This window comes from Brevibacillus composti (genome assembly GCF_016406105.1).
GTDB lineage: Bacteria > Bacillota > Bacilli > Brevibacillales > Brevibacillaceae > Brevibacillus > Brevibacillus composti.
Genome location: NZ_CP066308.1, coordinates 2,865,166 through 2,888,495 on the forward strand (window position 1 = coordinate 2,865,166; position 23,330 = coordinate 2,888,495).

Here is a 23,330-nt window from a genome sequence, read left to right on the forward strand (position 1 = left end):
ACGCTGAGTCTGCTTCAATCTGTTTCCAGAAAGCTACTGTTATTATGGCCCGAGACAGCATGACAAAACCCCTGCCCATCACCGGAAGCTCCGATCATGAACAGGGGCCCTGCCCCGTCATCCGACGGGTTTACCCGTCTCTTTTTTCGTTTCTCCTCGTCATCTGCTGCCAGACCGTGCCACTCGCCGCTTCGCCGCGCTCGATCCGCTCGATGGCCATCTGGATCTGCAGCCTCACCTCGAACTCGGGGTCATCCTGCGCGTTTCGGAGGGCTTCCAGCGCGGTCTCATCCCCCACCTCGTAGAGGAAGCGGGCCGCTCTCCAACGAACCAGCTTATTGCTGTCCTTCAACGCTTCGCACATCGCCCCGATGGCTCGCGGATCTCCCAGATCGGACAGGGTGTCCCCGGCCGTTCGCCGCACCGATACCGAGGGGTCGCGGAGTGCCTCGTACAGGAGCGGAAACACCTCATCCCCGCCGACCATCCCCAGGTACACGACCGCCAAGCGGCGAATCGACCCCTTTTGATCGCGCAGCGCCTTTTTCAAGACGGGCAGGTCCGATTCGGTCGGCTCCATTTTCTCCAGGGCGGCATACCGCTTTTGCCAATCAGGTTCATCCAGCATCTCCAGGGTTACCTCTTGGCGGGTCCGCTCCTCGCGTACCGGCTCCTCCCCTACCTGGAGCTGAAGCGCCTGCTCGATCAGCTCCTCCAGCCGATCCTGCGGATAAGCGGCGTCTACCTCACTGGCCACTTCCTCGCCAATTTCGCGCAGATCCCCGTAGCGAACGCCCTGCTCGACCCATTTTCGCTCCATGATCACATTGGGCGAGGCCGAGCCCGCTTTGACCGCCGCTGCGCCAAAACGCTCCGGCAAAGCAGCCCGAATCTGCTCCGTGCCCATTGTCACTTTTACCTGCATCGGGATGCCGCGGAACATCTGGAGATAGACCTGCGCCTCTCCCCAGCCTTCTTCCGCGCCTTCTCCTGCCCAAGCCGGGATAGCCGACGCCGCTCCTTCTCCAAACACTTCGCTGGCCTGGGCCAGGATTTGCTGCCAATCTGCCTGGGGCTTTCGCTCCAGCGCGTAAAAATCGGCCGTATGAAAAATGGAAGTCACGCCTTCGATGGCCAGCAGCTGTCTCACCAGCTCCGGCACCTGCCCCTCCGACTTTTTGTCGTAAACACGTTGAACCCCATCAGGCAAACGCTCGTCCACATTCAGCTTCATGACATTGGGACTGGGCGTCGGTTCGATGGACAACAGTTTCATCTGGGTTCCCTCCTTGTATCAGTGATTCACATGTCCCTATGGTAGCACGTGCGCCTCTCGCATGCCATGCGGCGAGTGCAACGGAGGGTTTACAAGAGGTGCTGGTAGTAGTCATTGGCGGATTTGACGCGAAAACCGCAGGATTCATACAGCCCGAGAGCCTTGCTGTTTTCGGTGGCCACCTCCAAGACGATCCGCGCATAGCCTTCCTGCCGGAGCAGCTGAATCGCCTTTCCCAGCGCCGCCCGGCCATAGCCTTTCCCCTGCTGTGCCGGTTCGACCGTAAACCCGTAGATGAATGCGTGATCCTTTTGCCTCGACAGGCTCATTTTGCCGATGGGGGGAAGGCCGTCTGTTTCGATCAGATACGTGGTCCGTCCGGGCTCCTGCTCCAGGCGCGGGAACATTTCCCGCACACGCGCCTCCTCCAGGCCAAAGCCTTCCACATCCAATTGGATCAATCTCTCTTTGTCCTCCGGGACCGCTGGGCGGATCCGCACTCCGTCGGTCGGCTGCACAGACGCCTCGGCCTCCCCTGTCCACTCCATCCAGTATTCCGAGAAACGGTAGGTAGCGCGGATGCATTCCATGTAGTTTTTGCCGGAAACGGCACCGCGCTGCACGATAAACAAGAGCTGCGGTATGTTGCGGGAGCGGCACTCCTCCTCCATCATGGCTTGCAAGCGGCGAAATATCCCTTGCCGGCGGTACTCCGGGTGCACCATGCCGCTCACCTCCGCCTCTTCCCGATGAAAGACGAAGAGAGCGCCAAAGCCCACCAGTTTGTCCCCGGCATAGCAGAGGAAATCGTCCGCATCCTTTCCCGGACGGTCTGTCAGCATGTCCAGATTCAGCTTCAAGTCGATTTGCTCGTGTTCATTGCATATTTTCGCCAACTCTTGAATGTCCCGCAGTTCTTTTTCGGTCAGCGCTGATCTCGAGAAAAAAGTATAGCTCGTCATGCCGGAATCTTCCTCTCTTATGAAAAATAACGGTGGCGAAACTCCCGGACGACCTCCTCCAGATTATTGCCAACCTGGGGGATGCCGTAGCCGATATAGAGCGGAGAAGCGACGAAGCGCGGGACGATTTTGACAATGATCTGCCCGTCCCAGCGATAGAAGAACAAATTGTAGCTCTGATGGCGGCGATTGACATGGTTCAGGATCCAGTGCGTCACGATCTGCGTGTAATCCGCCAGTTGAGACAGATTCCCTTCCTCCGGCATGATCACATTGTATTCAAAGAAACCAACACGCGGCTTCGTGGACAGATTGCAGACCACTCCGTCAGCCTGGTCGATCAGGATCCCTTCGAAATCGGATGCTCTCACATCCTGATGACAATCCACATGGTCCAATCCGACGATCTGCATATGCGGGTGGCGGATACTCCCTCCGGAATACGGACCATGATTTTTGAAAAACATCACGGAACGAAACGAGCCGCTCCTCTCCATCTCCAGCCATTTTTCAAAGCCAAAGGCAAACAGCGAATGGAGATGAGCCTTCGGGTATTCAGAGAGATCGCTGTCGCACTGATCTGTTTCGATCAATACCGTCTGGCTGGCAGCCTGCAGGACGGGATATTTGTTCTTCAGCCAGATGATCTCCCCTCGCTTCTCGAGAATCCCCGTCAGCTCATCCCGCTTGCAGAAGGGACAGGATGTCTCTCTATTGGTAATGCTCTCCGGCTTCTGTCGGCCGATGTGCATATCAAAATGCAAATGGATCCGCGACATGGATACGTCCCTCCTTCTCGACATTTCCCCGAAACAATTCCCTGTCGGAAAAATTCATTCCTTCTTTCTTTTTAGCATATTCGCCTGAAAACGCAAAATTGGGCGCGTTGATCTATTTTTATCTCAATGCCGTCCGTTACACTGTCAGAAGCGAACATTTGCAAAAGGGGGGTCGGTTCTTGGAAAAAGCCGCCGACATGGAAAAATCATTTTATTATGAAGTGAGCTGGCCGGACGCACATGCGTACAAACATCTACTGGATCAAGCGGGGGTTCCCTACATCATCCAATCCCCGCTCGATCTGCCCGGCCTGAAGGAAGGGACGCTGGCCATCGTCTTTCCATCGATACCCTTGCAGCTATACGTCTGGGTGCGAACTTTGTTTATTGGGGACGGCCGGCGCTATCCCGATGGTTACTAAGGGGGAGAGGGCCGATACTCGCATAACCCGGTGCGGTTCATGCCATTCTAAGGAAAAAGGAAGGAGCCTGGCTCATGCAAACCGAGAACCGGAAGGAGAAGAAACCGTCCATCGCTCCGGGCATGAATACACATGACCCGCTGGAGGAAAAAGCAACGCCGGCGGAAATCGAAAAGGGAGACGCCACGCGCGTAACCCGCCTTTTCCTGGATCGCACGCCGGATAACTAAAACAGCATATTCACAGTCGGAACATGCTGGTCCGTCTGATTTCCCCTGACGGAACGCTATGCTATAATGAGGACGGCGAAGTCATTGGCTCCCTCTGCGGGGGCTATTTTTTTATGTCCCAGAAGCCATTTTTTGCCACCACGCAGGCGATCGGCTGCCTCCTGGAAAAAAGAAGCGAACCACGCTTTTGTAACACAGAGGTTGTCTGCATCGTCCCTCTCTATAACAGCACTTTCAATCCGATCAACAATGGAGGTACATGATGAAGAAATTTATTCCGATCCTGCTTTTGGCCGTATGGCTGCAGGGCTGCTCTTCGCCTGCAGAAACTCCGTCGAACGGCGCACAGCCGACGCCGGAACAGCCGCCCGCCGCGGAGCAGCCGGCTCCAACACCGCAGCCCCCCCAAACAGGAAACGCACAGCCCGCTGCGCCGGCGGAGCCGTCCGCGGAAAAACCGGGCGATCCCGCCTCCGTGTACGGAAATGAGATTTTCCAGGAGGTCACGGTTAAAAAAGAGAAGGAAGATACCTATTCAGTCAAAGGAAAAGCGCGCGTCTTTGAAGCCGTGTTCCAGTATGTGGTCGAAGACGGCCATAATGAGCTGGCGCAGGGAGTCGTCAACACGTCGGCTGGCGCTCCCGAATGGGGCCATTTTGAATTCACGGTCCAGGTGAAGAAAGATCAGCCCAACTCGACGCTCACCCTCGTCCTGTTCGAAGTGAGTGCCAAGGATGGCAGCCGACGACTGGAACTGCCAATTCCTTTGCCGGAATAAGCGGCCTGCAGAAAAAGCAGGGTCTCGCCGTTGCACCTGATCGCATCGCATGCGATTCGGGCGTTTAAAAGGCGAAACCCTGCTCTTTTTTTCCACGGCGGCGGCTGACCGCATAGAGAAGCGGGAGCCGACGGGTCCAACGACGCCGCTAGCTGGCGACGTTTTTTTCTTCAGCAGATGAAACGTACACATTCTTGCCGGTACTCCATCCAACGATCATCAGGGTTACGGAGACCAGCAGCACGATCAGGATCGGCGTCGTCCACCCTTGGGTCACGTCGCGGATAAAACCGAAGAACGTCGGCCCAAAAGCAGCCAGCAGATACCCGATGGACTGGGCCATGCCCGACAGTTCGGCCGCCTCATGCGTGGTCCGGGTGCGCAAAGCAAAGAACATGACCGCAAGTGAAAACGCGCTGCCCAGCGAGATCCCGATGCAGATCATCCACAGCGGCAAAAGCACCGTATTGCCCATGAGCAGCCCGGCATATCCGGTAAACATCAGGCCCGTGGTAACCGCGACGAGCATGCGCTGATCCGAAGAGCGTCCAGCCAGCACCGGGGCCAGAAAACTGCCCGGCACACTGAAGATTTGCATCAGGAAGAGCAGCCAGCCGGAGGCAGACGGACTGACGCCGATGTATTGCAGAATTTGCGGAATCCAGGTGATGCCGACGTAAAAGACCAGCGATTGCAGTCCCATAAACAACGTGACCTTCCAGGCCAGCGGGGATCTCCACAGAGAGCCTCCCCGCCTGACTGCAGGGCTGTTCGCGGGGGCTCCGGCATCCTTTTTGCCTCCCGCAAGCTGCGGTATCCAGACCAGCAGCGCGATCAAGCTCAGGCCCGCCCAGAAGGTGAGAGAGCCTCGCCAGCCGAGTGAAAAGCTCTCCGCGATCGGTATGCTGACGCCGGATGCAATCGCCGCCCACATGTTCATCGACATCGAGTAAACACCCGTCATCAGCCCGACCTTTAAGGGAAAATCCCGCTTGATCAAGCTGGGGATCAGCACATTTCCAAGCGCGATAGCAAAGCCCAGCATGGCCGTGCCCAGGAAAAGCATCCAGACCGGGTGGAAGGCCCTGAGCAAAATCCCGGTGAACAGCAGCAGCGCACTGAAAAAGAGCGTCTGCTCGATGCCGAAGCGCCGCGATATCTTGGGGGCAATCGGCGAGAGCAGGGCAAAAGCCAGCAAGGGCAAAGTCGTCAGCATCCCGGCTACCGTATTGGTGATGCCGGTGTCATCGCGAATCTGGCCCACGATCGGCCCCACGGCCGTCAGCGGGGCCCGCAAATTGGCGGCCATGAGATAGATGCCCAGCACCAAGAGCCATACGCGCCCGCGCTCGTTTGCATAGACGGCCGCTTTCAAGTGATTCATGCCGATCCCCCCTGCTCTTGCCGGAGCATGGCCTGCTGGGAGGCCTCGATATGTGCCCGGACGGCCTGCGTCGCAGCTTCCGGCTCGCGGTCGATGATCGCTTCGACCATCTCTTTATGGATTTTCTTATGCGCCACAAATCGCTCGGAAGCCGGTGAAAAAATCATCCGCTCCACAGTCTCCCCGATGGATCGGTGGATCGCTTCTGTCATATGCTCGTAGAGTTCCGTCAGAATGCTGTTGTCCGCCGCTCTGATAATCGACTGGTGCAGCTTCATGTCCGCGTCGATGTACTGTTCGATTGTCTCGGCCGCATCGCTCGCTCTCAGCCAGCGAAGCATCTCCTCCACATCTTCTTCGGTCCGCCTCAGCGCGGCCAGGCGTGCGGCCTCCTGCTCCAGCGCAGACCTGACCTCCAACGTCTCGACGATATTGGAGCGCTTGCATCTGCGCTGCAAAGCTGCCCCCAAGTCGCTGGACGAGGAGACATACGTGCCGTCCCCCTGCCTCGTCTCCAGCATGCCTGTATGCACCAGTGCCCGCACGGCTTCGCGAACCGTGTTGCGGCTGACTCCCAACTGATTGACCAATTCCGGCTCAGGCGGGATGCGCGTACCGACCGGCCACTTGCCCGTGCGGATCATGCTGTCCATCTGATGGGCGACCTGTTCCGCCAGCGACATGCGGGCCGGCTGTTTTAACGTCATGATCACACCTCCAAACATAGGATGATTGGATGAGTGAATTGTAGCATAGAAAATGTTGGAATTGAATCCTTGATCATACAAAAATTTAAGAACAAAACAGAAGTGACTATCAAAAATAGGAACTCGTCCTCTTGATTTTTTCATCTTTATTGATTGTTTTTCTTTTGTTAAAAAGAAGGGCAAGAAAAAGTAAAAAAGTCCTAGCGGATTGACGATACATAAATAGACGTTCTTTCATTTTTCACCTGACCCCTGATACGGTCAGGCTTTTTTTTGGGAAAAAAGTACCCCCAACCGCCTCATCGATTGACCGCAAGGGTTTCTCTGACGATGCTTTTGGGGGCAAACGATTGTCCATGGTTACTGATTGACGCTGTTTTCATCCGGCGATTAATCAAAATGCGCCCGCAGTTCTGTAAACAAATCGTTATCGGGCTCATCGCCCGGCGCTACGACGACTTTGCCGTCCAGGAAGAAAACGATCTGCTCCCTGACGGTTCCCTCGCCATTTTTTCCGCGCAACAGCACTGCCACGCCCTCTTTTACTTTTTCTGCCGCCACCGCTTCCGGATCGCTGATCACCTATGACAGGTCGCCGTTCATTCCAATCGCCAGGTGCATAAACGCCTGCATCTCGGCTTGCACATGCTTCTCCACGAATTCCTTTTTCGCTTCGGCATCATCGCCCCGCAGAAACACATTGACGTACTCGACCGCGAGCTTCTTTTCCGTTTCATAGCTGCCGCCGCAGCCGGCCAGCAGGAAGAAGAATACCAGAGAAAGGACGGTTCCCTTTTTCATGATGAAAGTCCCCCTTCTTTTTCCCTAATATTACCACTAACGCGAAAATTTTACCATTATGGGCACCCTGTCCAGTGTGCGTAAAAATAAAAAGCCTCCGCTCGCCGGGACACGGCGTGGCGGGGGCAGATGGCAGATGGGACGTTTTGCGGGTCGGCGGATTACGGTTCCCGCAGGATCGCGGGCAAGAGAAAGGAGGGCAATAGACTGGACCCGATATAGGCTTTGAGAAACGAAATGGTGTTGGCAATCTTCTCTTTTTCTGCCTCTGTTTTTGGGTGGCCCACGTATTTCGTCAAATTCGCTTGAAACTCTTCCATAGAAGAGAGACGCAACCCTACGAACTCGGCCCAGTTAATCACATGCATCTCTGCTCCGTATGGTTCTCCCTTTATGGGGACCGTCGTTTTCACCATCCATTTTTGCTGGAGCAGCCCGTTTTTTGTTTGTTGTTCTTCCGGCCCGGCGAAGCACGAGTCATCGACGATCAACCCGGACCAGTTTTGTTTGCCTTCCAGCTCGTAGGCTTTGTTGACAGCTCTGCCCAGAATAATCGGGGGATCTGCGTGGATCTCACCTTTTACCAGGCCGCCGCGCAAGGGGAATCCGATCAGGCTCGCCCGCGCAAACAACAGGCATAGAACTTTGACGATCTTCTCCAATGATGCGGAGGTATCGTCTCTGGTATAGAAAATGACAGAGTCGGAGAACTGGTAATACATCACGTCTGTTGGCAAAGTACGTGGGTCGGGATGCTTCCGGATATGTACAGATTCTCCTGTCATGGCGGCCAGAATGGCGGACGTAAACAGCTCTTTCATCATTTGCCCCAACTCGTCCGACCTGCCTTGAAATTTTTCTACAAGAGCCTTGAATCCCAGAATATCAATAAATGCAACGTAACGGATACTGTCCATAGGTATCCCCCCTGTTTCTCTTAGCTCTTTCTTCTCTTCCAATCGAAATAGCCCTGTTCGAATGAGTTTTTCATTATTGGCACAAGCGCAGTCCCACCCCTCGAAGCGTTCCCTACTCCATTCGATTCTGATCGGAACGCTACCTCTTTTCCTTCTCCAGAAATGACAAAAAACCTTGATTTCTCAAGGTTTCCAGACGATGCCCCCACGCGGAATCGAACCACGAACTGATCATTACGAGTGATGCCCGTTAACAATACGATACCTAAACGTTGATACTACGCGATTTATTTCGTTCCTCAACGTTCATTTTACGCAAAGTGTAGCGTACATTCAAGCGGAACATGTACCGATCATTCAACCGGTGGCCCATCCGTTTTTGCACAAAAAAAGACCCCGCCAGCATTGAGCCGGTCGGGGTTCGTTGTTACTGACGGTACATCACTACGCGATCCAATATGAGGTACGCCTGCCCATCGTTCATGGACGCCACGATCACGCGGTCGCCCGGCTTGAGTACGTCCTCGAACGTGAGTTCAACGTAGGCGTGGCGGTATTCCGTGATCGGATTGCCCTCGACCATATCGTCCGTATCGAGTCCGTCGCGTTCGATCTTGTCTCCGAGGTCGCGCTCCGCCAGTTCCTCATGCGTGATCGTTACGATGCGTTTGTGCCGCGTCAGGTGTTCGGCCACTACGAGATCGTCCGCTTCGAGGTCTAGCGCCATGTTGTCGATACGGATGCGGAGGTCGGGCGGCGGGGAGACGACGGTGGCGAGTTCCAGGCGGTCAAATCTGTTGTATCCGATCCTGGCGATCATTTGTTTCAGTTGGCTAACCCCGCTGCCTTCGAGTCGTGTCATCCTACTCATCCTCCCTGTCATGCGAGCGCTCCTTGGAGTTCGCGGGCCAGTCGGTACGCAATACGCTGGATGTCCGCTTCTTCTCTAACGGTCAAGCCGTTCACCGTAACGTTAACAGTGGGAGCACCGCCACGACCACCGCCGCCCGAATACTCCCGGTTTTCTTGCGCGGTCAAGACGCGTTCGCCTTTGTGAAGTCTCGCTTTTACGCCATCCCTAGGCACATACTCAATCCCATGGTAGAACGGTTTTTCTGGCCCTTCTTCGTCCGGAACCGACAACGTGAGCGGAGCGGGTACGAGTAACGCGCCAAACTTCGCAGGCATCGGCGGGCCGTGCATGACCGGCTTCTGCTTGTTGAGGAAGTCATACGCCTTCTTGTAGCCTTCGCTCACGTAATCCTTCGTCAATGCGACCGAATTAAGCGCTGGCATCCCGTGCAGAATCGCTTGACCGATTGGATTTTCCTTCATGCCGTCGAGAAATCCGGAGATCATCGACGATGCAATCTGACTGCCAATTCTGAGTCCGGCTTTTCCCATTTCCGGAGCCACTGTTTCCAGTCCGTCGAGGATTGTCTTCGTAACTCGTCCCGTCGCTTTTTCGAGTTGCTCGTTACCCTTCCGGTCGTACCACTCCGAGAAGGACTTCGTAAGGTCTTCGATGATAAAGGCCACTTTAGCATGAATATCCGGCAGACTGTTAAACGTGGAATTGGAGAAGAAGTGACGGTCAAGGTAGTCCCAGGCTTTCTCTGCGGACGTTAGTAATCCGTCAAATCCTCCTGCCAATAGTCTCGCGCCACGTTCAGTAAAGGACCTGAATCCCGGCCCTTCCAGCCACTTGTTCGCGTCAATAAGTAACGTCTTGATTTCCTCCAGGGCTCCCGTTCCCATCTTGGCGAGAGAAGCAGAGACGTTGCTTTTGAACATGTCCCATTGAGCATTCGCAGTCTTATTGACTCGTGTCACAAATTGTTGCGTATACCCCATGTCATTGAGGACTTTATCGAGCGCAGTGATCTTTTTCTCTAGCGTGTCAGCTCCCTTGAAGGCTTTCTTTAACAAATTGCGAGGGATATCGAAACGGTCCTGGATACTCACAAGGTCGTCAGAGAGGGCTTCCCTTAAGGCATAGGCCGCCCCTTCTGCGCCCTGCAACGGTTTTGAAAGCGCCAGTCGTTCGGAAATATCGGTGAGTTTATCGATATGCTTGAGGTCCTTTGTCAGCGGCAAGTACGCTTTCCCCATCGTAAGGTAGTCGGATTCCGACAAGGTACTCGCCAGCCCCTTCTTGTAGAGCATATCGAAGAGGTCGGCCGCTTTTTTCTGATCGTTAACAAGCGCCTCTAGCGTGATTTTATCGGTCTCCATACGGGCGGCCCCGCCGATAGTGGCCGTCAGGAAAGAATCAGTCGCGCGATACAGCCCGTAGCCCGCCGCCAATCCGACAACCCCGCCGATGGCCGATTTCAGCCCGAGGACGGCCCCTTTAGCCCTTGCCGCGCCACCCGCGATCCCGTCAAATGAATTGCTTACGTTCCTATTCGCTGATGAGAACCGGTTGAACTCCCCTCGTAAGCTACCGGTGGTATCACGGAAAGCTGTCATTGAACGCTTCAAGAGGCCCACAGTATTGTCTGTAGTTAGAAATGACTTTTTCAGAGCTTCCGTAGATTTTCCAGTAAGGTCTTGAATATCCGTAGTCTTTGCAAGCATCCTACTCAACTGGCTTAAAGATTGATCCATTTTGTTTATTTGTGAAGTTGCACGTTTCGTCGGCGCGGTCATGTTATCGATCAACTTTAGCCGGGCCGTTAAATCGTATGCCATATTTTTCACCTGCCTTTCGATAGACATCCGCTTCAATCCGCTCGTCCGCCCGGCCAATCGCAAGCAACGCCTTCAATATCGACTCGCGAACCTTCCGTACAGGCCGAGCATGCTCCGGGTACTGTTTCCGCAATGCTGCCAGCCGTTCGGCTCCTCGATAGACTTCGGCTAGCTTCTGCCCATATAGCGAAAGGTTTTCGTCATCCTGGCGTTTTAGGTAGGCCGCCAGCTTGCGGAGATTTCGGAAGTCCGACGGCTGAAACTCCGCCATTCCGTTCAAAGAGCTGTCTAGGCGGTCGAGCTCCGCACTTGCAGCCGCGATGAGTTGGTTGATATCGGCACTCACCGTCACTCCTCCCCGTTCACCATTTCGGCCAATTTCCGAATCTCGGCCGCGATCTCCGCGTCGGACTTACGCGGTAACTTCGATTCGCTCTCATTTTCGTACAGATGGCGCTCGGTAATTTCGCCTTGGAGCTTGTACCACAACTCGATAGCTTTGATCCTGGGTTCCGGCATACGGATGAGTTTCAGCAGAGCCGAATCGACTTCGCTGCTATAGGCGTGGAGCTTATCGCGCGATACCATGCGGTGGTATTCATTGAACTCCGGGTTCTTCATCCACTCGTACAGCGTCGATTTTGCGATGCCAATTTCTTCGGCTAGTTGGTCTTTGGTCATTTTTTTGCCCTCGGACAGTTCGCAAAACTCATTCGCTACGAGCAACTGCGCCGCCCGCCGTTGCTGGTCGGTTAGTCCACGCCCCACGTCGGATCGTCGTTTTGTCATACCCATCTCTCCTTATATCAGGTGTTCAATCTCGCGGTAACGACGCCATGCGGCGTCTAGTAACGCTTGGTACGCTTCGGGATCGTTTTTTAAGCGTTCGACCTCCGCTTTTATCGCGGCTTCTTGGACGTATGGTGGCTCCTCGCTCTTGTGGTTGATTCCGTCCTTCCACGGCGACCGGTTTATATTCCGGACAAAGTGGTTAAGCATCCGCATTTCCCGCCTGGTGTCGATCTCATCCTCGCGTCCTTCCTCGATAGCCTCGTTGATTTTGTCCATCGTATGCAGGGCTCTCTTCACGCTACTACCGATCAGCCCGACGTTAACCCCGACGCTCATGCTCGCCAGCTTCGCCGTCTCCCGGTACTTCTCTAATCTTGAAGTGTCCACGCGAACTAGCGATCCGGCAGCGATAACGGCCGCATACTGCACCGCGATCTTGTAGAACGGGGCCAACTCTTCGGCCAGGATGATGCCGAGCGGAATGGGTACGAAATTCTCCGGAGGCTCCGGCGGCTTCCCTTCCGCGATCCGAGCGGCCGCGACCCGTTGCCTCAGTTCCTCCGTCCTAGCCCGAATATCTTCGATTGATTCGAACGCCATCATTCACCCTCCCTCAGTCGGTTCCATAACGTCACGCCCACGGTGGCCGCCATTAAAAATCCGGCCATCATGCCCGCGAAGAATGCGGCCGGTATCAGTGCGATTTCCATTCGTTCGCCTCCGTAAAAAAGTAAAGCGCCGCCCGTTTGGACGACGCTCAGACCTATTCGTATCGATTACCGAGTACATCGCGTATATGGACATAATCGAGATACCTTTGCTTCATTTTGACGTATCTGGCTGCGTCCTCTGGATTCTTCGTTTTTAATGCTTGATCGTGCATCGCTGCTAATTGACCGACGTTTAACCTCTCGCCGTCTACAGAAACAGTCTCCAGGTCAATTCCAGTAGTCATTTCTACTACTACTGTGTCGCTATCAATAAAGGTTTTATTATCAATCGTACAAATTCTCACTGTTTCTCCTCCTCGGAAAGTGAAATGAATAAAGACGCCGGATTACTCCGACGCCTGACTTCCTGCTCTCAATTGTTCGATAGTGCGAGTCATACTACGCCATCTTTCGGCAAACTCGCGCTGCTCTTTTTCGCGTTGCTCCTCCGCCGCTCTGGCTGCTTTAGCTTGTGGAGTATCTTCTGGATGAACGTAGTCATCCGGCTTCAAATCCGGTTTGTCAGCGAAAAATTCTTCCGGCTTGTTCAAATAGCTGGCGTATTCCCTTCCCAGAGTTTCCGTCATGCTTTCAACTACTAATCCGGAAAAGAGAGAGCCCCTTTCGATCATCGAATCAGCGAGATCCAAAATTTGTCTTGCTTCCCTCGCGTCATCACTCAGAGAAATTTGATCTAGTCGTTCAAACATATCGCCGAGGATCGCCCTGTATTTCGCACTTTCTGTTCCTGCCGATTCCAAGATAGGGGAGGCGATTTGCTGGAACTCGTCACGAACGCGAAATGCGAAATATCTATCGTCTGCTGATTTCACATGTTTTTGAATAAACGCTTCGACTTTCTGTTTGGCTGTTTCTGCGCGACTGGTAAGCATCAGCTCGGTCTTTAATGCCTTTAACTCGTCCTCGAACCTCTCCAACTTTACGGCATCGGGCTTCTTAGCTTTTGCGTATACGATTGCGTCAGCGCCTTCTTTAGCTTTTCTCAGCTCCTCCATATATACTTGTTTCAGTTTGTATGCGTCCTGCAAAAACTCGATCCCGTGTTTTTGTTTTAACGCGGCCACGGCTTTAGTTCTTCCAATTTCTGACAACTCGCGATTCCTCATAATTTCGCCCATTTCGGCTTGGACCTTTCTTTTCCGTTCCAACGCCTCCGAGGCTGTGAGCGATTCAGCGATACGTGCCTTATCAATGTGCGAGCGAATTTGTTGAATAGTTTTTGCCATATAGAATCTCCTCCAAAAATTGATTTTGTTTCAGTATTAAATCAGCGCCACAACCGTACGCATCTCCGGCTCATCGACCGGCCCCGAAATCCCATCGCGAATCAACCCCGCCAACTGGCGGACGGCCTGGCGGATTTCCGCCCGCTTTATGTCGATGGTCACATCGTTACCGTACCGGACGGCCCCGCGCAGGATCACCGTTGCAATGCGGAGGTCGGCTGCGATAGAGAGATACCGGGCGCAAAGCAGCCGTTCCCGGCTCCCGGAGTCATCGTAAGAAACTCGCGGCATGTGACCGGTGACGTCCGGCTTCCTCTCCGGCCTGGCCGGTTTGAGACGGTGCCAGCGCTTGCGAAACTCGTCCTCGTAATCACGGAAGGTATCCGCGATCATGCCGGACTGACGCGGGAACTCGTTGCGTAACCGTTCGTCATCGTTAACCATCGTGTATAGACGTTGTGCCTCCGCTAGTAGTGCGCGCGCCTGCTTCATCGGATCACCTTCACGTTGACGGCTTCCGGACTCTTGCCGCCTTCCTTCACGTCAAAGCAGATACGCGAGCCGGAACGGAGCTCTCCGCTGATTACGTTTCGCGCATGGACGAATACGCCACATACGGTAAAGCCGAATCCCTTCGCGTCGTTGAACCATTTCATCTTTCCGCAGCGCTGGCCGTTGGCTGGCGGCTGTTTCGGCTCATGGCGCGGACTTACGAATCCGGTCGACTCGATCTCCGGGAAGTAGTCCGGTTGGTCCCACGTCGATACGCGTACCCTTCCGGTGGCGCGTTCCTCAAACGACGGTGCTCGTTCGGCTACTTGCTGGCTCACTCTAACCTCTCCTTTTTAGGTGTGTATTTGGTACGCAAAACGTCGATTTCGCCCTATTTCCGCCTCGTTTCCGAAGGCATCCGATAGACGGGAAAGGGAACGTATCCCCGCGCCTCTAAACCGCCAAAATTGCTTGTTTGCGTATACGTTTCGGACTATTCGCGTGCAACATCCACGCCGAGTATCCGGCGCATCGACCGCTTCCTCTGATTTGGTACGCGATACTGGACCGCGATCCGCTTGCCTGCGCGGTAATACCGGGCCATTGGCTCAATGTCGCTGTAGTAGCGGCGGATTCGCGCCATAATGCCGGTGTCTTCGGTGTAGGCAGCGAGATAGTCCGGGTCCAGGCGCCAAAGGGCGTTGTTCATCTCTTGACTTTTTCACCTCGTTTGACGTAAAATGATGATGGGTTTTTATTGCCAAAAACTATAATTGAGTCAAAAATAAACTAAGCGGGAAGTTCCCGGATTTCTCGTATGCGCTCGGGTGTGAGTCCAAACGCGGCTACTATCCGAATTGCCAGGCCACGGCTGACGTCCTTCCTGTTCCTCTCAATCCCGCTAATCATCGAGTGATGCACTCCGATCTTGCTCGCAAACTGTTCTTGCGTCATTCTCTCTAAAGCCCGCAACTTGATCACAATTTCACGGTCAATAACCATCCTTCTCCCTCCGTCTTGATTTTTTCTTTTTTCTGCGACTACATAGGCAAAATAAATAGCCTGTGTAGCCCTTCCCCACCTATATAGCATGGTTGTCCAGACTGTGGCGATGATTGCGATAGTTCTGCCATTCCCGCGCCCGCATCCATTCCGCCGTCACGTCCCGGACATTGTACGTTACGATCTTGCCCGGCTCCTCCGCCTCCCGCCACATCCCCCTGGCTCGCGGCCTATGTCGTTTGCCCTCGTACTCCGACTCCGGAACCCATTTCAGCGCCCGCCACCCGTTCCTCTTGCCGCGCTCCATCTTCGCGTCCTTCGTCGGCGTTTCCGAATAGTGCGGAATCTCCCGCAGTTCCACCGGACTATAGAACGGGTATTCGAGCATATGGCGCTCCTGGTCCCGCCTTGTGCGCGGATCGCCCGTTCGCTGGATTCGCTTCCGTATCTTATCTCGGTATCGGGCGCATTCATCGCTACACGTTTTCCCCATATTGTTCCGACTTCTATCAAGGAAAAACCATTCACAGCCTTCGCAACGCTTAACCCGGCGGCGATTACGCGGCCCGATCCGTAAGTGCCCGTAATGGCGCAAGACCACAAAGTCGGCGGCGCCTGACCCGATGTACGGCCGCTCCTCCGCCGCGTATTCGTCCGGCACCCTCGTTTGTTTGAGGCCGCGCGCGTGATCCTCCGCCAGTATGTAGTCCGCCAGGTGGTCGAGCAGGGACGGGACTGAGGGGCGACCGTCAATGAGCGTATGAGCCGACGTGCTGACCGCAAGAAGCGGCTTGTCCGTGACTCGTTCCCACCGATCCTCTGCCTTAACGTGTTCGAGCTGCGCCCACTCTTCCCCGGCGAGGTCATCCGTTATCTGGCGGACGAGTCCGATGCGGGAGGCGAGCGGCGTTTCCGAGTGCTTGCGGTAGTGTGCGCGCTTGTGGTTCGGGAAGCCCCGGCGGGCGATGGCGGTGAGCCCTGCGTGTTGAATCGCTTGTTTATTCAAGCCACGACCTCCTTCGTAGCCATGTGACGCCGACGTCGCCCGGCTATCATGGTTATTGGTTTCATTCTTCTACGCGAATAACATATCGTATATCCTTTACCGCGCAATTCCTTTCTCGCGTATACTCTTTTATTTATGAGGAGCGTTCGCGAGTGAAGGCATTTATGCCGTAATGAGCGATATCAGTATGGTTCTCGTTATAATGGCTATGGTTCTCGTTATAATGGCTCTTGTTTAAAGATGGTTCTTGTTAACGTGACTAGTAACCACGTGACGCTTACCTCGTGACGTTTAGCTACTGTTTCGTTCCTTATTCCCGAATTGCAGCTCAGATTCGGGCGCGATGGTATACACGTTATTTGCCCACGTTCCGGGACCCGGTTCTCTCCGCCTCCGCACGCTGACTATCGGCTTTCCATTCCACCTGTATTTAACAAGTCGACTGACGCGGCGACTAGCGCTTTCCCGCGTGATCCCTAGCCTTGCCGCTATCGACTCCATCGACGGATAGCACTCGCCATTTTCGTCCATGTAGGCGGCCAGGACGCAGAGGGTTTGCCACCTCTCCGCGCCCATGTCCGCGATGAGTCCGGAATGTATCGCGTCAACGTACGTTTTATAGAAAATCCGCGTTTCCTTTTGTTCGTCCATTTCCCGCAACTCCTCCGTCCTAATTCGTGATATAATCGTCGTACAATCGTTTATTTACCGTAGGAGCACGCCGCCAGCCCGCCAGCTTACGGCGTGGTTTTTTTTCGTTTTACGAGGCAAGAATTTCTATTTTTTCCGCTTGCAATTTCTCGTTCAACTCCTGACGTAAGTCAATAAAATCATCGTAAGCCTTTTGTGCTTTCGTTAGTAATCTCATTAAGTTAGCTTTCCGCCCCTGCCTTAGTTTAGCATCGACTTGGAAAATGGCGAGTTGGGCTTTATCGAAAGAGTCCGCTCGGGAAATTAATCTCCTCTTTAAACGGGAGTCTGTCAACCTTTCGGCTATTTCCTTCATCATTAACATCTTGTGCTGGATGTTGTGAGATGCGCGATAGAACTCTTGAAGTCTTTTGCTAAAAGCATCTTCGTCGTCAGGGCTAATTTCAGCCATACACCTGAACGCGATCAATTGGTGTGTGTATTGAGCCGCTGCCGCAATCATCGTAGTAAGTAGCAGATCATACGTATCATACCTCGTTGTATCTAAACCCAAATGCTCTGCCCTGGCAGTGACGAAATTTCGTTCGGTCTCCAAGCGTTGCATTGCTTTTAATAGAGGTGAAAATGGACTCGCTTGATTATGGCTACTCATTTCAACATCTCTCCCATATCGTTTATTTTTGCTTGCCTTTAGCTCGTCCGACCGATCACTTCCGTTCACATGGCTGATCGCCTCCAAATGGGGAATCTCTTTCCAAAACCAATAATAACGCATAAGCGATATTTTTGTAAATATCTTATTTGCGATATTTTTACGTTTGATGTATTCTACTCTTAAACACGGAATGGATGGAGCGATAACATGAGTAAGATAAGCCTGTTTTCAGCTATTGGTGCTGACGCAGTAAAAAGCGCAACGGAATCCGATCCTTACGACAAACCGACCATCTACGTTGTCGAGATTTATCTAAAGGACGTTTTAAAACGTCGAGGAATAAAACAAAAAGAACTCGCTCAAATGACTGGATTACGACCAAACGCAATAACAAACCTATGCCGCGGCTACAATGAACGAGTAAGCCTCGACCACATTGGGCGGATTGCTACTGCATTAGGGATCACAGACATCTCTGAAATTATGAGGCTCGTAGAGTACGAAGAGGCCGATTTCTTCAACATGTACAATTCGATTCACCGTGATGATCCCGAAGAGTGACATATCTCCGTTCCCGTACGCACCTCGCGGATCGGCTGCGGCTGTTCCGCTATCGATTCGAGAGTATCGCGAAGGACTTGCGCGGATTCTTCCGCCCTCTGTCGCGCCTCCCTCTCGCGCTTCAACTCCGCCTTGACTTCGCGGAGCTCGCGGACGGTCATCTCGTCGACCGTTTTGACTTCGCCGGTGGACGGGATTACGTGCGGGCGTTCGCGGTCTTCTGGTGAGAGTGTGGCGATCTCGTAGAGGGCGCGGAGACCGTGGTGTTGGTACGTGCCAACATCGCCCAACCCCTCGAAGACCGCGATAAATCGATGTGCCTGTGTTCTGTCAAAATCGACATGCTCCTCTAGCCATTTTATCCATCCGCCCGTTGACTCCCGTTGCTGCGCGAGCATGCGATCCTCAATACAGTCAGAATCGGTCTTGGCGTCTCTGACTTTCTTTAATCGCCTCCCAATCTCGAATATAGCCTCGCCCGCGACTCTCTTGTAGGCGTTGATCTCAGCCGTGATTACTTGTAGATCGTTGGAGAGCGCGGCTTCCTGCTTGGCTTGCACATCCATCATTACCTCCCCTTTCTTCGCGTACATCTTGTCGCGTGATCGTATCCTTATTAATGACTGACCTCGCGAACGACAGTGAGCGATATCTTTTATCTAGTTTAAAGATGGCTCTTGTTTAAAGATGGTTATTGTTAGTGTCAAGGAGAGCCATATACGGATCGACCCGTGTCGGCTCCGCTTGACATGGCTTCCGCCTCCCCACTAAATATCGCTAGCTGACTGACCGGCAGCACCGTATACCGCGTGTTATCGAACCGCTGACTCCCGTCCTCCCTCCCCTTCGTCGCGTGCACCAACGGCCGTCCCCGCCACCTGTACGCGAGCAGCGACTTGATCCGCGCCGCCGCTGTCTGCAGGGATACTCCGAGCCTGTGCGCGATCAACTCTTGCGTCGGATAGCACTCGCCGCGCTCGTCCATGAACGCCGCGATCACGCAGAGCGTCCGCCAGTTCTCGTCGCCAATGTCCGCGAGTAGTCCGGAGTGTACCGCGTCCACGTACATCTTGACGAAGATGCGCGTTTCACGGCGTCCGGTTGTGACGGAATATTCCGACTGCGTTTCGATGGATACGAGGTTATGTTCGGTCACACTGCGCCCTCCCTTTCGGCACGTACGCGCGAATTGCGTATTTGGCGATCTCTCGCCGGACCGTCTCGTCGAACTCCGCCTGGCTCGGGAAGATGCGCAGTTCGGATATAACGTAGTCCTTCGCCATGTTATCGCGGGCCATTAACGCTTGCTTGCGAGTTGGATACGTACGCTTCATTTTGTTACGGAAAAACAGGACGTACAGCGATTCCGTCATTTACGTGGTCACCTCCATATGGTAAAATCTTGAATAGTCCGAATTTCCCGCTGATACTTGGTTACCGCCAGCGCCTAAGGCCGTAACGACTAAGTTACGCGCGGAGAGGAGGATTGCCCATGAAACAAACAAACAAACAACTACACAACTACGATTGTCATCCGCCTCGATAGTGCTGTATGGGCGGCGCTACTGGTCGAGGTGCTCCTCAGGCTGCTGTCCTGAGGGGCTTTTCGGTTTCTATAGACTGATTACTCCCTGGAATTAAAAAACTGGTACACCATCCCGTTATTTTTTTCGAATTTATATATCTGTCCGCAAAAAAAATAACGCCAGCCCCGAAAAAAAAATTTCCGAAACCTCCCGCACGCACGTTCGTATAAATAAGCGTAAGACAAAACGGAAGCCCCTCGCAAGGCGTTCCCTCACCGGTTTGGCGCCCGGCAAAGGTACGAGAGGCTCCGAAATGCCCTCCCCGTTGGCGTTCGTTCCTGGCGTTGGCGCGCCGGAACCCGGATCATCGGGCGGCGTCACTTACGCCTCACGGATCACAAGCGTATAGCCGGTCATCTCGGCGAACTTGGTCCGGACGACCTCGATCTCCTCGCGCGGAATTTTGGCGGCGCCGAACGCTTTTACGACGAACTGGCCTGCGTCCTTATGCAACGAGTGCGATTTGCTCACGTTCCAGATTGGTGGCAGGATCGACGCGAGCATTTCGGACATGTGCGTGGGCTTCGGTTCGGTCGCGTAGGTGACGGGCAGGCCGATCTCGGCGGACAGTTGCGCGATGAGGGCCGAGTGGCGTTCGGCGACCTGCGGTGTGACGAAGTGGAGTTCGAGGTACGGGCCGTACTGGCCGACCTTGTAGGCGGTTTTGTAGACGGTCAGATTGTGGTGCGATGCCCAGGCGCGGGCGCGCTCCATGGCGGTGAATTGGTCAAGTGCAACAGCGTTCATTGGGATACCCCCTGTTTCGATTCTTGCGCGACAATGACGGCCAGCATAAGGCGGAGTTTCATGCGCAGCGGCATTTGACGCCACAAACGAGCCTTGACGTTCATACGGCCACCTCCGCCAGCCCGTCGACCGAAAAACCGAGCTCGTGCAACGTTTCGAGGCCGACTTCGCAGCATCCGGTGGTGACGCGCGGACTCACTTCCGGCAGGATCGCGTGAAACTCCTGCGGCGAGAGCGTGACGCGGGGGCGGTCCGGGTGGTCAACGAAATACACGTTCAGCCAGCCGACGATTGTGCGCTGAAACATGACTTGATATTTGAGGGCGCGGTCGACAACGATCCCCCTCCGTTTGTGTCTTGCGAAATTATAGGCGATAAATGGCATAACTTTTCCTCCCCTTTTTCGGAATGTTCCGTATTATTTGCTCGCGGGTCCTCCCCGGCTAGGGCGGCCGGTTCATCGGATCAGCACGATAAAATCGAAGTCGGCGGCCTCGGCCGTGCGTAGAAAGAACCGCTCGTAAAAGTCCCAGGCGGACATCGAGCGTAACTTGCCCACCACGCGCGGAATGTCTTCGGGGTCATCCGTCAACCCTCCGTAAGAATGGCCGGAGGTGGCGATGTAAAGGCCTGGCTCGTTCGTTGGGTCGACGGTCAGGAACGCAAGCTCCTCGCCGTCAACGAGATAGGCCGCGATGTCTGGCGCGATGAGGTAGCCGGGAAAACGGTCGGGGCCGAACTCGCGCTCGTAGTCGTCGGACAGGCGGAGCTTGATTCGCGGGAACTGCGTCATAGGGCGGTCCCCCTCTCGGCTCGTTCGCGTTCGATGCGTTCGTGAAGCGCACGTTTCCATTCGAACAGCGCGGCCAGCCTTTCAGATCGACCGGGAGTGCCGGGGCGGATCGCGAAGACTTCCGATACCTGGCGCGTGTAAAAAGCGATGGCGTCGACGGTTGAGAGCGTGGAGATGTCGGGGAGTTGCGGCGCGCTCACGGATGGATCACGCTCCTTATCGATTCTACCAGGGCGGAGATCGCGATGATGAGTTCGGAAAAGGTAGTGATCCATTGCGGGCCTTGCTTCATGTGTGGATTCCTCCTTCAATCATTGAGAATTTGGGGGATTTGAGGTATAATCGTGTTAACAATTCAACATTTCACCATGTCAACATCTTGTGCATGATTTTATAATACCCCTCGCTGCACATGATGTCAACATGTTGTGCAAGTTTTGGGAGGAAATTTTTATGGCGATTCGGTGCCGTCTTGGCGAGATTATGAAGGAACGCGGTCTTTCCAATAAAGAAGTCGTTGAACTTACCGGTGTGAGTAGGAATACAATTACGTCTCTCGCATCCTCCGCGACCAAGCGCATCGACTACGATACCCTCGACGCGATATGTAACGGTTTGAAGATAACCCCCGCAGAGTTTTTCGAATACACTCCGGACAAAAAATAAAGCCGCTCCCTTGTAAATGGGACGGCTATTTTAAGTTTTCACCCTCCGGTTTCTAGTCGCGTTAATCTCTTCAAGCGTCTCTCAAATGATGTTTCTTCCTTTACGTTCTTTGCCATGGCCTCCTCAACGTTCTTTATTGCCTCCCGATAGCGACCCGTCCTCTCGTAGAGCAAGGCCAACTCCTTAAATGCTGGATAGTTGGGAAGCGCCTTCCATCCTTCCTTTTTCAATCCCTCATAAAAATCATCGTGAATGGAAATGTCTTTTTTCAAGTATGTTTCTAAATGTTCAAACCAAGACGAATTTTGCGACCAAAGTCTCTTGTACAACTTCCAGCGAGTCATGTAAATGTAATGAAGCTCGACAATATCAGAGGCCGATACCGCTTCTCGCTCCGCGAAATCTAACAATTGGAGTTTGAATTCGAGATTCATAACCCCCGACGCAAAAATTCTAAGTAAGCCTTGCCTCGTCATTGAAGTTGCAGCGATCTCCCTAATATCAACGTTCTCCTTACCACCATTAACTTCATATTCAAAAACACAACGACAATCCTCTCTCTGCTCCTCAGTTAGTGACAGCCACCATTCCTCCAGTCCCAAACACCTTATATAGCCTTTCGGTTTCTTATTCAAGAAACGTTTCCAGAACATGAGAATCACCTCAATGGTTTATTCAACATGTCCACGGTCTTTCCTTTACTGATCATCTGCGCGAGCCGTATCAGCTTCACTAGTGTGTCGTCATCTAGTGTTAAGCCGACCGAGCCCCGAGTTTAAAAATATTGCGCGGATTTTTCGGGGGCCTGCCGACGGTGTTTCGAGGGGGTGCCGTGGGGGGATGCCGGGTCACGAAAAAGAGCGCCCTCATTGGGACGCCCCCGCCTTCTTCAACGCGCGATATAACGTTGCCTTGCTAACGCCAGTTATCCGCTCGATATCCGGCACGGTCTTTTCCTTGGCGCGGTACAACTCGATAGCGTGCGCCAGCTTCGCGTTCCCCTCGCCGTACTTAACCGGTCGACCGCCCTTCCTGCCACGTGCTCTCGCCGCCTCCAGGCCCGCTCTCGTGCGCTCTACGATGATGTCCCGTTCCATCTCCGCCAATACCATGAGCATCCGAAACATGGCCTTTCCGACCGCTGTAGACGTGTCGATCTGATCGCGAATAGATACGAGTTCTATGCCGCGCCGATCCAGTTCCTCCGCCAACTCAAGCAGCCGTTTGGTGCTCCGGCCCAACCGATCCAGCTTGTAGATGACGAGCGTATCACCTGGGCGCGCGTAGGCCAACAGGCGTTCCAATTCCGGCCGGTCATCTTTCATTCCGCTAACCTTCTCGCGGTAAATCTCGTCGCAGCCAGCGGCCTTTAGCGCGTCGATCTGTAGGTCGAGCGATTGGTCCTGCGTTGATACACGAGCATAGCCGAGCTTCATACCGGTTCACTCCGTTTCATTGTCGTATGACCATAT

General features: G+C 53.9%; 36 protein-coding genes. 5 read left to right on the plus strand and 31 right to left on the minus strand.

Going from position 1 to position 23,330, the window contains the following annotated elements:
- Window positions 1-130 precede the first annotated feature (130 nt).
- The 3 genes from JD108_RS14600 to JD108_RS14610 all read right to left on the minus strand — a co-directional run bounded on the left by JD108_RS14600 (window position 131) and on the right by JD108_RS14610 (window position 3,017).
- Window positions 131-1,276: a conserved virulence factor C family protein gene (locus JD108_RS14600; protein WP_198826770.1), complete on the minus strand. Its 1,146-nt coding sequence runs from the start codon at window positions 1,274-1,276 to the stop codon at window positions 131-133.
- Window positions 1,277-1,365: 89 nt separating this feature from the next.
- The gene (locus tag JD108_RS14605) at window positions 1,366-2,238 is read right to left on the minus strand and encodes a GNAT family N-acetyltransferase (protein ID WP_198826771.1); all 873 of its coding nucleotides are present in this window, start codon (window positions 2,236-2,238) and stop codon (window positions 1,366-1,368) included.
- A gap of 17 nt (window positions 2,239-2,255) precedes the next feature.
- On the minus strand, window positions 2,256-3,017 hold the full coding sequence (locus JD108_RS14610) for a DUF4931 domain-containing protein (protein WP_198826772.1): 762 nt from the start codon (window positions 3,015-3,017) through the stop codon (window positions 2,256-2,258).
- A gap of 197 nt (window positions 3,018-3,214) precedes the next feature.
- Between JD108_RS14610 and JD108_RS14615 the strand changes: the two genes are divergently transcribed.
- The 3 genes from JD108_RS14615 (at window position 3,215) to JD108_RS14625 (ending at window position 4,447) form a co-directional block, all read left to right on the plus strand.
- Complete coding sequence (locus JD108_RS14615) at window positions 3,215-3,439, plus strand: hypothetical protein (protein ID WP_198830138.1); 225 nt, start codon at window positions 3,215-3,217, stop codon at window positions 3,437-3,439.
- 74 nt (window positions 3,440-3,513) lie between these two features.
- A complete protein-coding gene (locus JD108_RS14620; RefSeq protein WP_198826773.1) occupies window positions 3,514-3,669 on the plus strand; it encodes a hypothetical protein in 156 nt (51 codons plus the stop codon).
- A 259-nt stretch (window positions 3,670-3,928) separates the two neighbouring features.
- Complete coding sequence (locus JD108_RS14625) at window positions 3,929-4,447, plus strand: Gmad2 immunoglobulin-like domain-containing protein (RefSeq protein ID WP_228728155.1); 519 nt, start codon at window positions 3,929-3,931, stop codon at window positions 4,445-4,447.
- Window positions 4,448-4,595: 148 nt separating this feature from the next.
- On the opposite strand, the gene JD108_RS14630 is transcribed toward JD108_RS14625, so the two are convergent.
- The 19 genes from JD108_RS14630 to JD108_RS14720 form a co-directional block, all read right to left on the minus strand.
- Complete coding sequence (locus JD108_RS14630; protein WP_198826775.1) at window positions 4,596-5,831, minus strand: CynX/NimT family MFS transporter; 1,236 nt, start codon at window positions 5,829-5,831, stop codon at window positions 4,596-4,598.
- Entirely contained in the window at window positions 5,828-6,538 is a 711-nt protein-coding gene (locus JD108_RS14635; protein WP_198826776.1) for a FadR/GntR family transcriptional regulator, read from the minus strand. The genes JD108_RS14630 and JD108_RS14635 overlap by 4 nt, the downstream gene beginning before the upstream one ends.
- Before the next feature lie 390 nt (window positions 6,539-6,928).
- Entirely contained in the window at window positions 6,929-7,120 is a 192-nt protein-coding gene (locus JD108_RS14640) for a hypothetical protein (RefSeq protein ID WP_198826777.1), read from the minus strand.
- Window positions 7,121-7,339: a hypothetical protein gene (locus tag JD108_RS14645; protein WP_198826778.1), complete on the minus strand. Its 219-nt coding sequence runs from the start codon at window positions 7,337-7,339 to the stop codon at window positions 7,121-7,123. It lies immediately after the preceding gene.
- A 161-nt stretch (window positions 7,340-7,500) separates the two neighbouring features.
- Window positions 7,501-8,256, minus strand: a complete 756-nt coding sequence (locus JD108_RS14650; protein WP_198826779.1) for a hypothetical protein — start codon at window positions 8,254-8,256, stop codon at window positions 7,501-7,503.
- 427 nt (window positions 8,257-8,683) lie between these two features.
- Complete coding sequence (locus tag JD108_RS14655) at window positions 8,684-9,118, minus strand: DUF2577 domain-containing protein (RefSeq protein ID WP_198826780.1); 435 nt, start codon at window positions 9,116-9,118, stop codon at window positions 8,684-8,686.
- A gap of 17 nt (window positions 9,119-9,135) precedes the next feature.
- Window positions 9,136-10,950, minus strand: a complete 1,815-nt coding sequence (locus tag JD108_RS14660; protein WP_198826781.1) for a hypothetical protein — start codon at window positions 10,948-10,950, stop codon at window positions 9,136-9,138.
- Window positions 10,910-11,296 (minus strand): hypothetical protein, encoded by a 387-nt coding sequence (locus JD108_RS14665; protein WP_198826782.1) that lies wholly within the window; start codon window positions 11,294-11,296, stop codon window positions 10,910-10,912. The genes JD108_RS14660 and JD108_RS14665 overlap by 41 nt, the downstream gene beginning before the upstream one ends.
- Before the next feature lie 2 nt (window positions 11,297-11,298).
- Window positions 11,299-11,739, minus strand: coding sequence for a phBC6A51 family helix-turn-helix protein (locus JD108_RS14670; protein ID WP_198826783.1), 441 nt, complete (start codon window positions 11,737-11,739; stop codon window positions 11,299-11,301).
- Between the two features lie 12 nt (window positions 11,740-11,751).
- Complete coding sequence (locus JD108_RS14675) at window positions 11,752-12,345, minus strand: hypothetical protein (RefSeq protein ID WP_213086151.1); 594 nt, start codon at window positions 12,343-12,345, stop codon at window positions 11,752-11,754.
- Window positions 12,346-12,505: 160 nt separating this feature from the next.
- On the minus strand, window positions 12,506-12,757 hold the full coding sequence (locus tag JD108_RS14680; RefSeq protein WP_198826785.1) for a hypothetical protein: 252 nt from the start codon (window positions 12,755-12,757) through the stop codon (window positions 12,506-12,508).
- Between the two features lie 42 nt (window positions 12,758-12,799).
- Window positions 12,800-13,699 carry a hypothetical protein gene (locus JD108_RS14685; RefSeq protein WP_198826786.1) on the minus strand — a complete coding sequence of 300 codons (900 nt, stop codon included), beginning with the start codon at window positions 13,697-13,699 and terminating at the stop codon, window positions 12,800-12,802.
- 36 nt (window positions 13,700-13,735) lie between these two features.
- Window positions 13,736-14,143 (minus strand): hypothetical protein, encoded by a 408-nt coding sequence (locus JD108_RS14690; protein ID WP_198826787.1) that lies wholly within the window; start codon window positions 14,141-14,143, stop codon window positions 13,736-13,738.
- 44 nt (window positions 14,144-14,187) lie between these two features.
- The gene (locus JD108_RS14695) at window positions 14,188-14,355 is read right to left on the minus strand and encodes a cold-shock protein (protein WP_198830139.1); all 168 of its coding nucleotides are present in this window, start codon (window positions 14,353-14,355) and stop codon (window positions 14,188-14,190) included.
- A 329-nt stretch (window positions 14,356-14,684) separates the two neighbouring features.
- Window positions 14,685-14,900 carry a hypothetical protein gene (locus tag JD108_RS14700; RefSeq protein WP_198826788.1) on the minus strand — a complete coding sequence of 72 codons (216 nt, stop codon included), beginning with the start codon at window positions 14,898-14,900 and terminating at the stop codon, window positions 14,685-14,687.
- Between the two features lie 80 nt (window positions 14,901-14,980).
- Window positions 14,981-15,283 carry a helix-turn-helix transcriptional regulator gene (locus tag JD108_RS22845; protein ID WP_407649343.1) on the minus strand — a complete coding sequence of 101 codons (303 nt, stop codon included), beginning with the start codon at window positions 15,281-15,283 and terminating at the stop codon, window positions 14,981-14,983.
- Complete coding sequence (locus JD108_RS14710; RefSeq protein ID WP_198826790.1) at window positions 15,273-16,199, minus strand: CGNR zinc finger domain-containing protein; 927 nt, start codon at window positions 16,197-16,199, stop codon at window positions 15,273-15,275. The genes JD108_RS22845 and JD108_RS14710 overlap by 11 nt, the downstream gene beginning before the upstream one ends.
- A 291-nt stretch (window positions 16,200-16,490) precedes the next feature.
- Complete coding sequence (locus tag JD108_RS14715) at window positions 16,491-16,850, minus strand: helix-turn-helix domain-containing protein (RefSeq protein ID WP_198826791.1); 360 nt, start codon at window positions 16,848-16,850, stop codon at window positions 16,491-16,493.
- Between the two features lie 109 nt (window positions 16,851-16,959).
- Window positions 16,960-17,589, minus strand: coding sequence for a hypothetical protein (locus tag JD108_RS14720; RefSeq protein ID WP_198826792.1), 630 nt, complete (start codon window positions 17,587-17,589; stop codon window positions 16,960-16,962).
- A 123-nt stretch (window positions 17,590-17,712) separates the two neighbouring features.
- Here JD108_RS14720 and JD108_RS14725 point away from each other — a divergent pair, with 123 nt between their 5' ends.
- Window positions 17,713-18,066, plus strand: a complete 354-nt coding sequence (locus tag JD108_RS14725) for a helix-turn-helix domain-containing protein (RefSeq protein WP_198826793.1) — start codon at window positions 17,713-17,715, stop codon at window positions 18,064-18,066.
- Here the strand turns inward: JD108_RS14725 and JD108_RS14730 are convergent.
- From JD108_RS14730 to JD108_RS14760, 7 genes are all read right to left on the minus strand, one after another.
- Window positions 18,042-18,635, minus strand: coding sequence for a DUF3102 domain-containing protein (locus JD108_RS14730; RefSeq protein ID WP_228728156.1), 594 nt, complete (start codon window positions 18,633-18,635; stop codon window positions 18,042-18,044). The genes JD108_RS14725 and JD108_RS14730 overlap by 25 nt on opposite strands.
- Before the next feature lie 134 nt (window positions 18,636-18,769).
- Complete coding sequence (locus tag JD108_RS14735) at window positions 18,770-19,222, minus strand: helix-turn-helix domain-containing protein (RefSeq protein ID WP_198826794.1); 453 nt, start codon at window positions 19,220-19,222, stop codon at window positions 18,770-18,772.
- Window positions 19,209-19,439 carry a hypothetical protein gene (locus JD108_RS14740; protein WP_198826795.1) on the minus strand — a complete coding sequence of 77 codons (231 nt, stop codon included), beginning with the start codon at window positions 19,437-19,439 and terminating at the stop codon, window positions 19,209-19,211. The genes JD108_RS14735 and JD108_RS14740 overlap by 14 nt, the downstream gene beginning before the upstream one ends.
- 534 nt (window positions 19,440-19,973) lie before the next feature.
- The gene (locus tag JD108_RS14745; RefSeq protein ID WP_198826796.1) at window positions 19,974-20,399 is read right to left on the minus strand and encodes a hypothetical protein; all 426 of its coding nucleotides are present in this window, start codon (window positions 20,397-20,399) and stop codon (window positions 19,974-19,976) included.
- A gap of 100 nt (window positions 20,400-20,499) precedes the next feature.
- Window positions 20,500-20,784, minus strand: coding sequence for a hypothetical protein (locus JD108_RS14750; protein WP_198826797.1), 285 nt, complete (start codon window positions 20,782-20,784; stop codon window positions 20,500-20,502).
- A 72-nt stretch (window positions 20,785-20,856) separates the two neighbouring features.
- A complete protein-coding gene (locus tag JD108_RS14755) occupies window positions 20,857-21,192 on the minus strand; it encodes a hypothetical protein (protein WP_198826798.1) in 336 nt (111 codons plus the stop codon).
- Complete coding sequence (locus JD108_RS14760; RefSeq protein WP_198826799.1) at window positions 21,189-21,392, minus strand: hypothetical protein; 204 nt, start codon at window positions 21,390-21,392, stop codon at window positions 21,189-21,191. The genes JD108_RS14755 and JD108_RS14760 overlap by 4 nt, the downstream gene beginning before the upstream one ends.
- Window positions 21,393-21,645: 253 nt before the next feature.
- Between JD108_RS14760 and JD108_RS14765 the strand changes: the two genes are divergently transcribed.
- Entirely contained in the window at window positions 21,646-21,858 is a 213-nt protein-coding gene (locus JD108_RS14765; protein WP_198826800.1) for a helix-turn-helix domain-containing protein, read from the plus strand.
- Between the two features lie 38 nt (window positions 21,859-21,896).
- Here JD108_RS14765 and JD108_RS14770 read toward each other — a convergent pair whose 3' ends face one another.
- Together JD108_RS14770 and JD108_RS14775 are read right to left on the minus strand one after the other, a co-directional pair.
- Window positions 21,897-22,511: a hypothetical protein gene (locus tag JD108_RS14770; RefSeq protein WP_198826801.1), complete on the minus strand. Its 615-nt coding sequence runs from the start codon at window positions 22,509-22,511 to the stop codon at window positions 21,897-21,899.
- Between the two features lie 213 nt (window positions 22,512-22,724).
- Entirely contained in the window at window positions 22,725-23,294 is a 570-nt protein-coding gene (locus tag JD108_RS14775; protein ID WP_198826802.1) for a recombinase family protein, read from the minus strand.
- Window positions 23,295-23,330 lie beyond the last annotated feature (36 nt).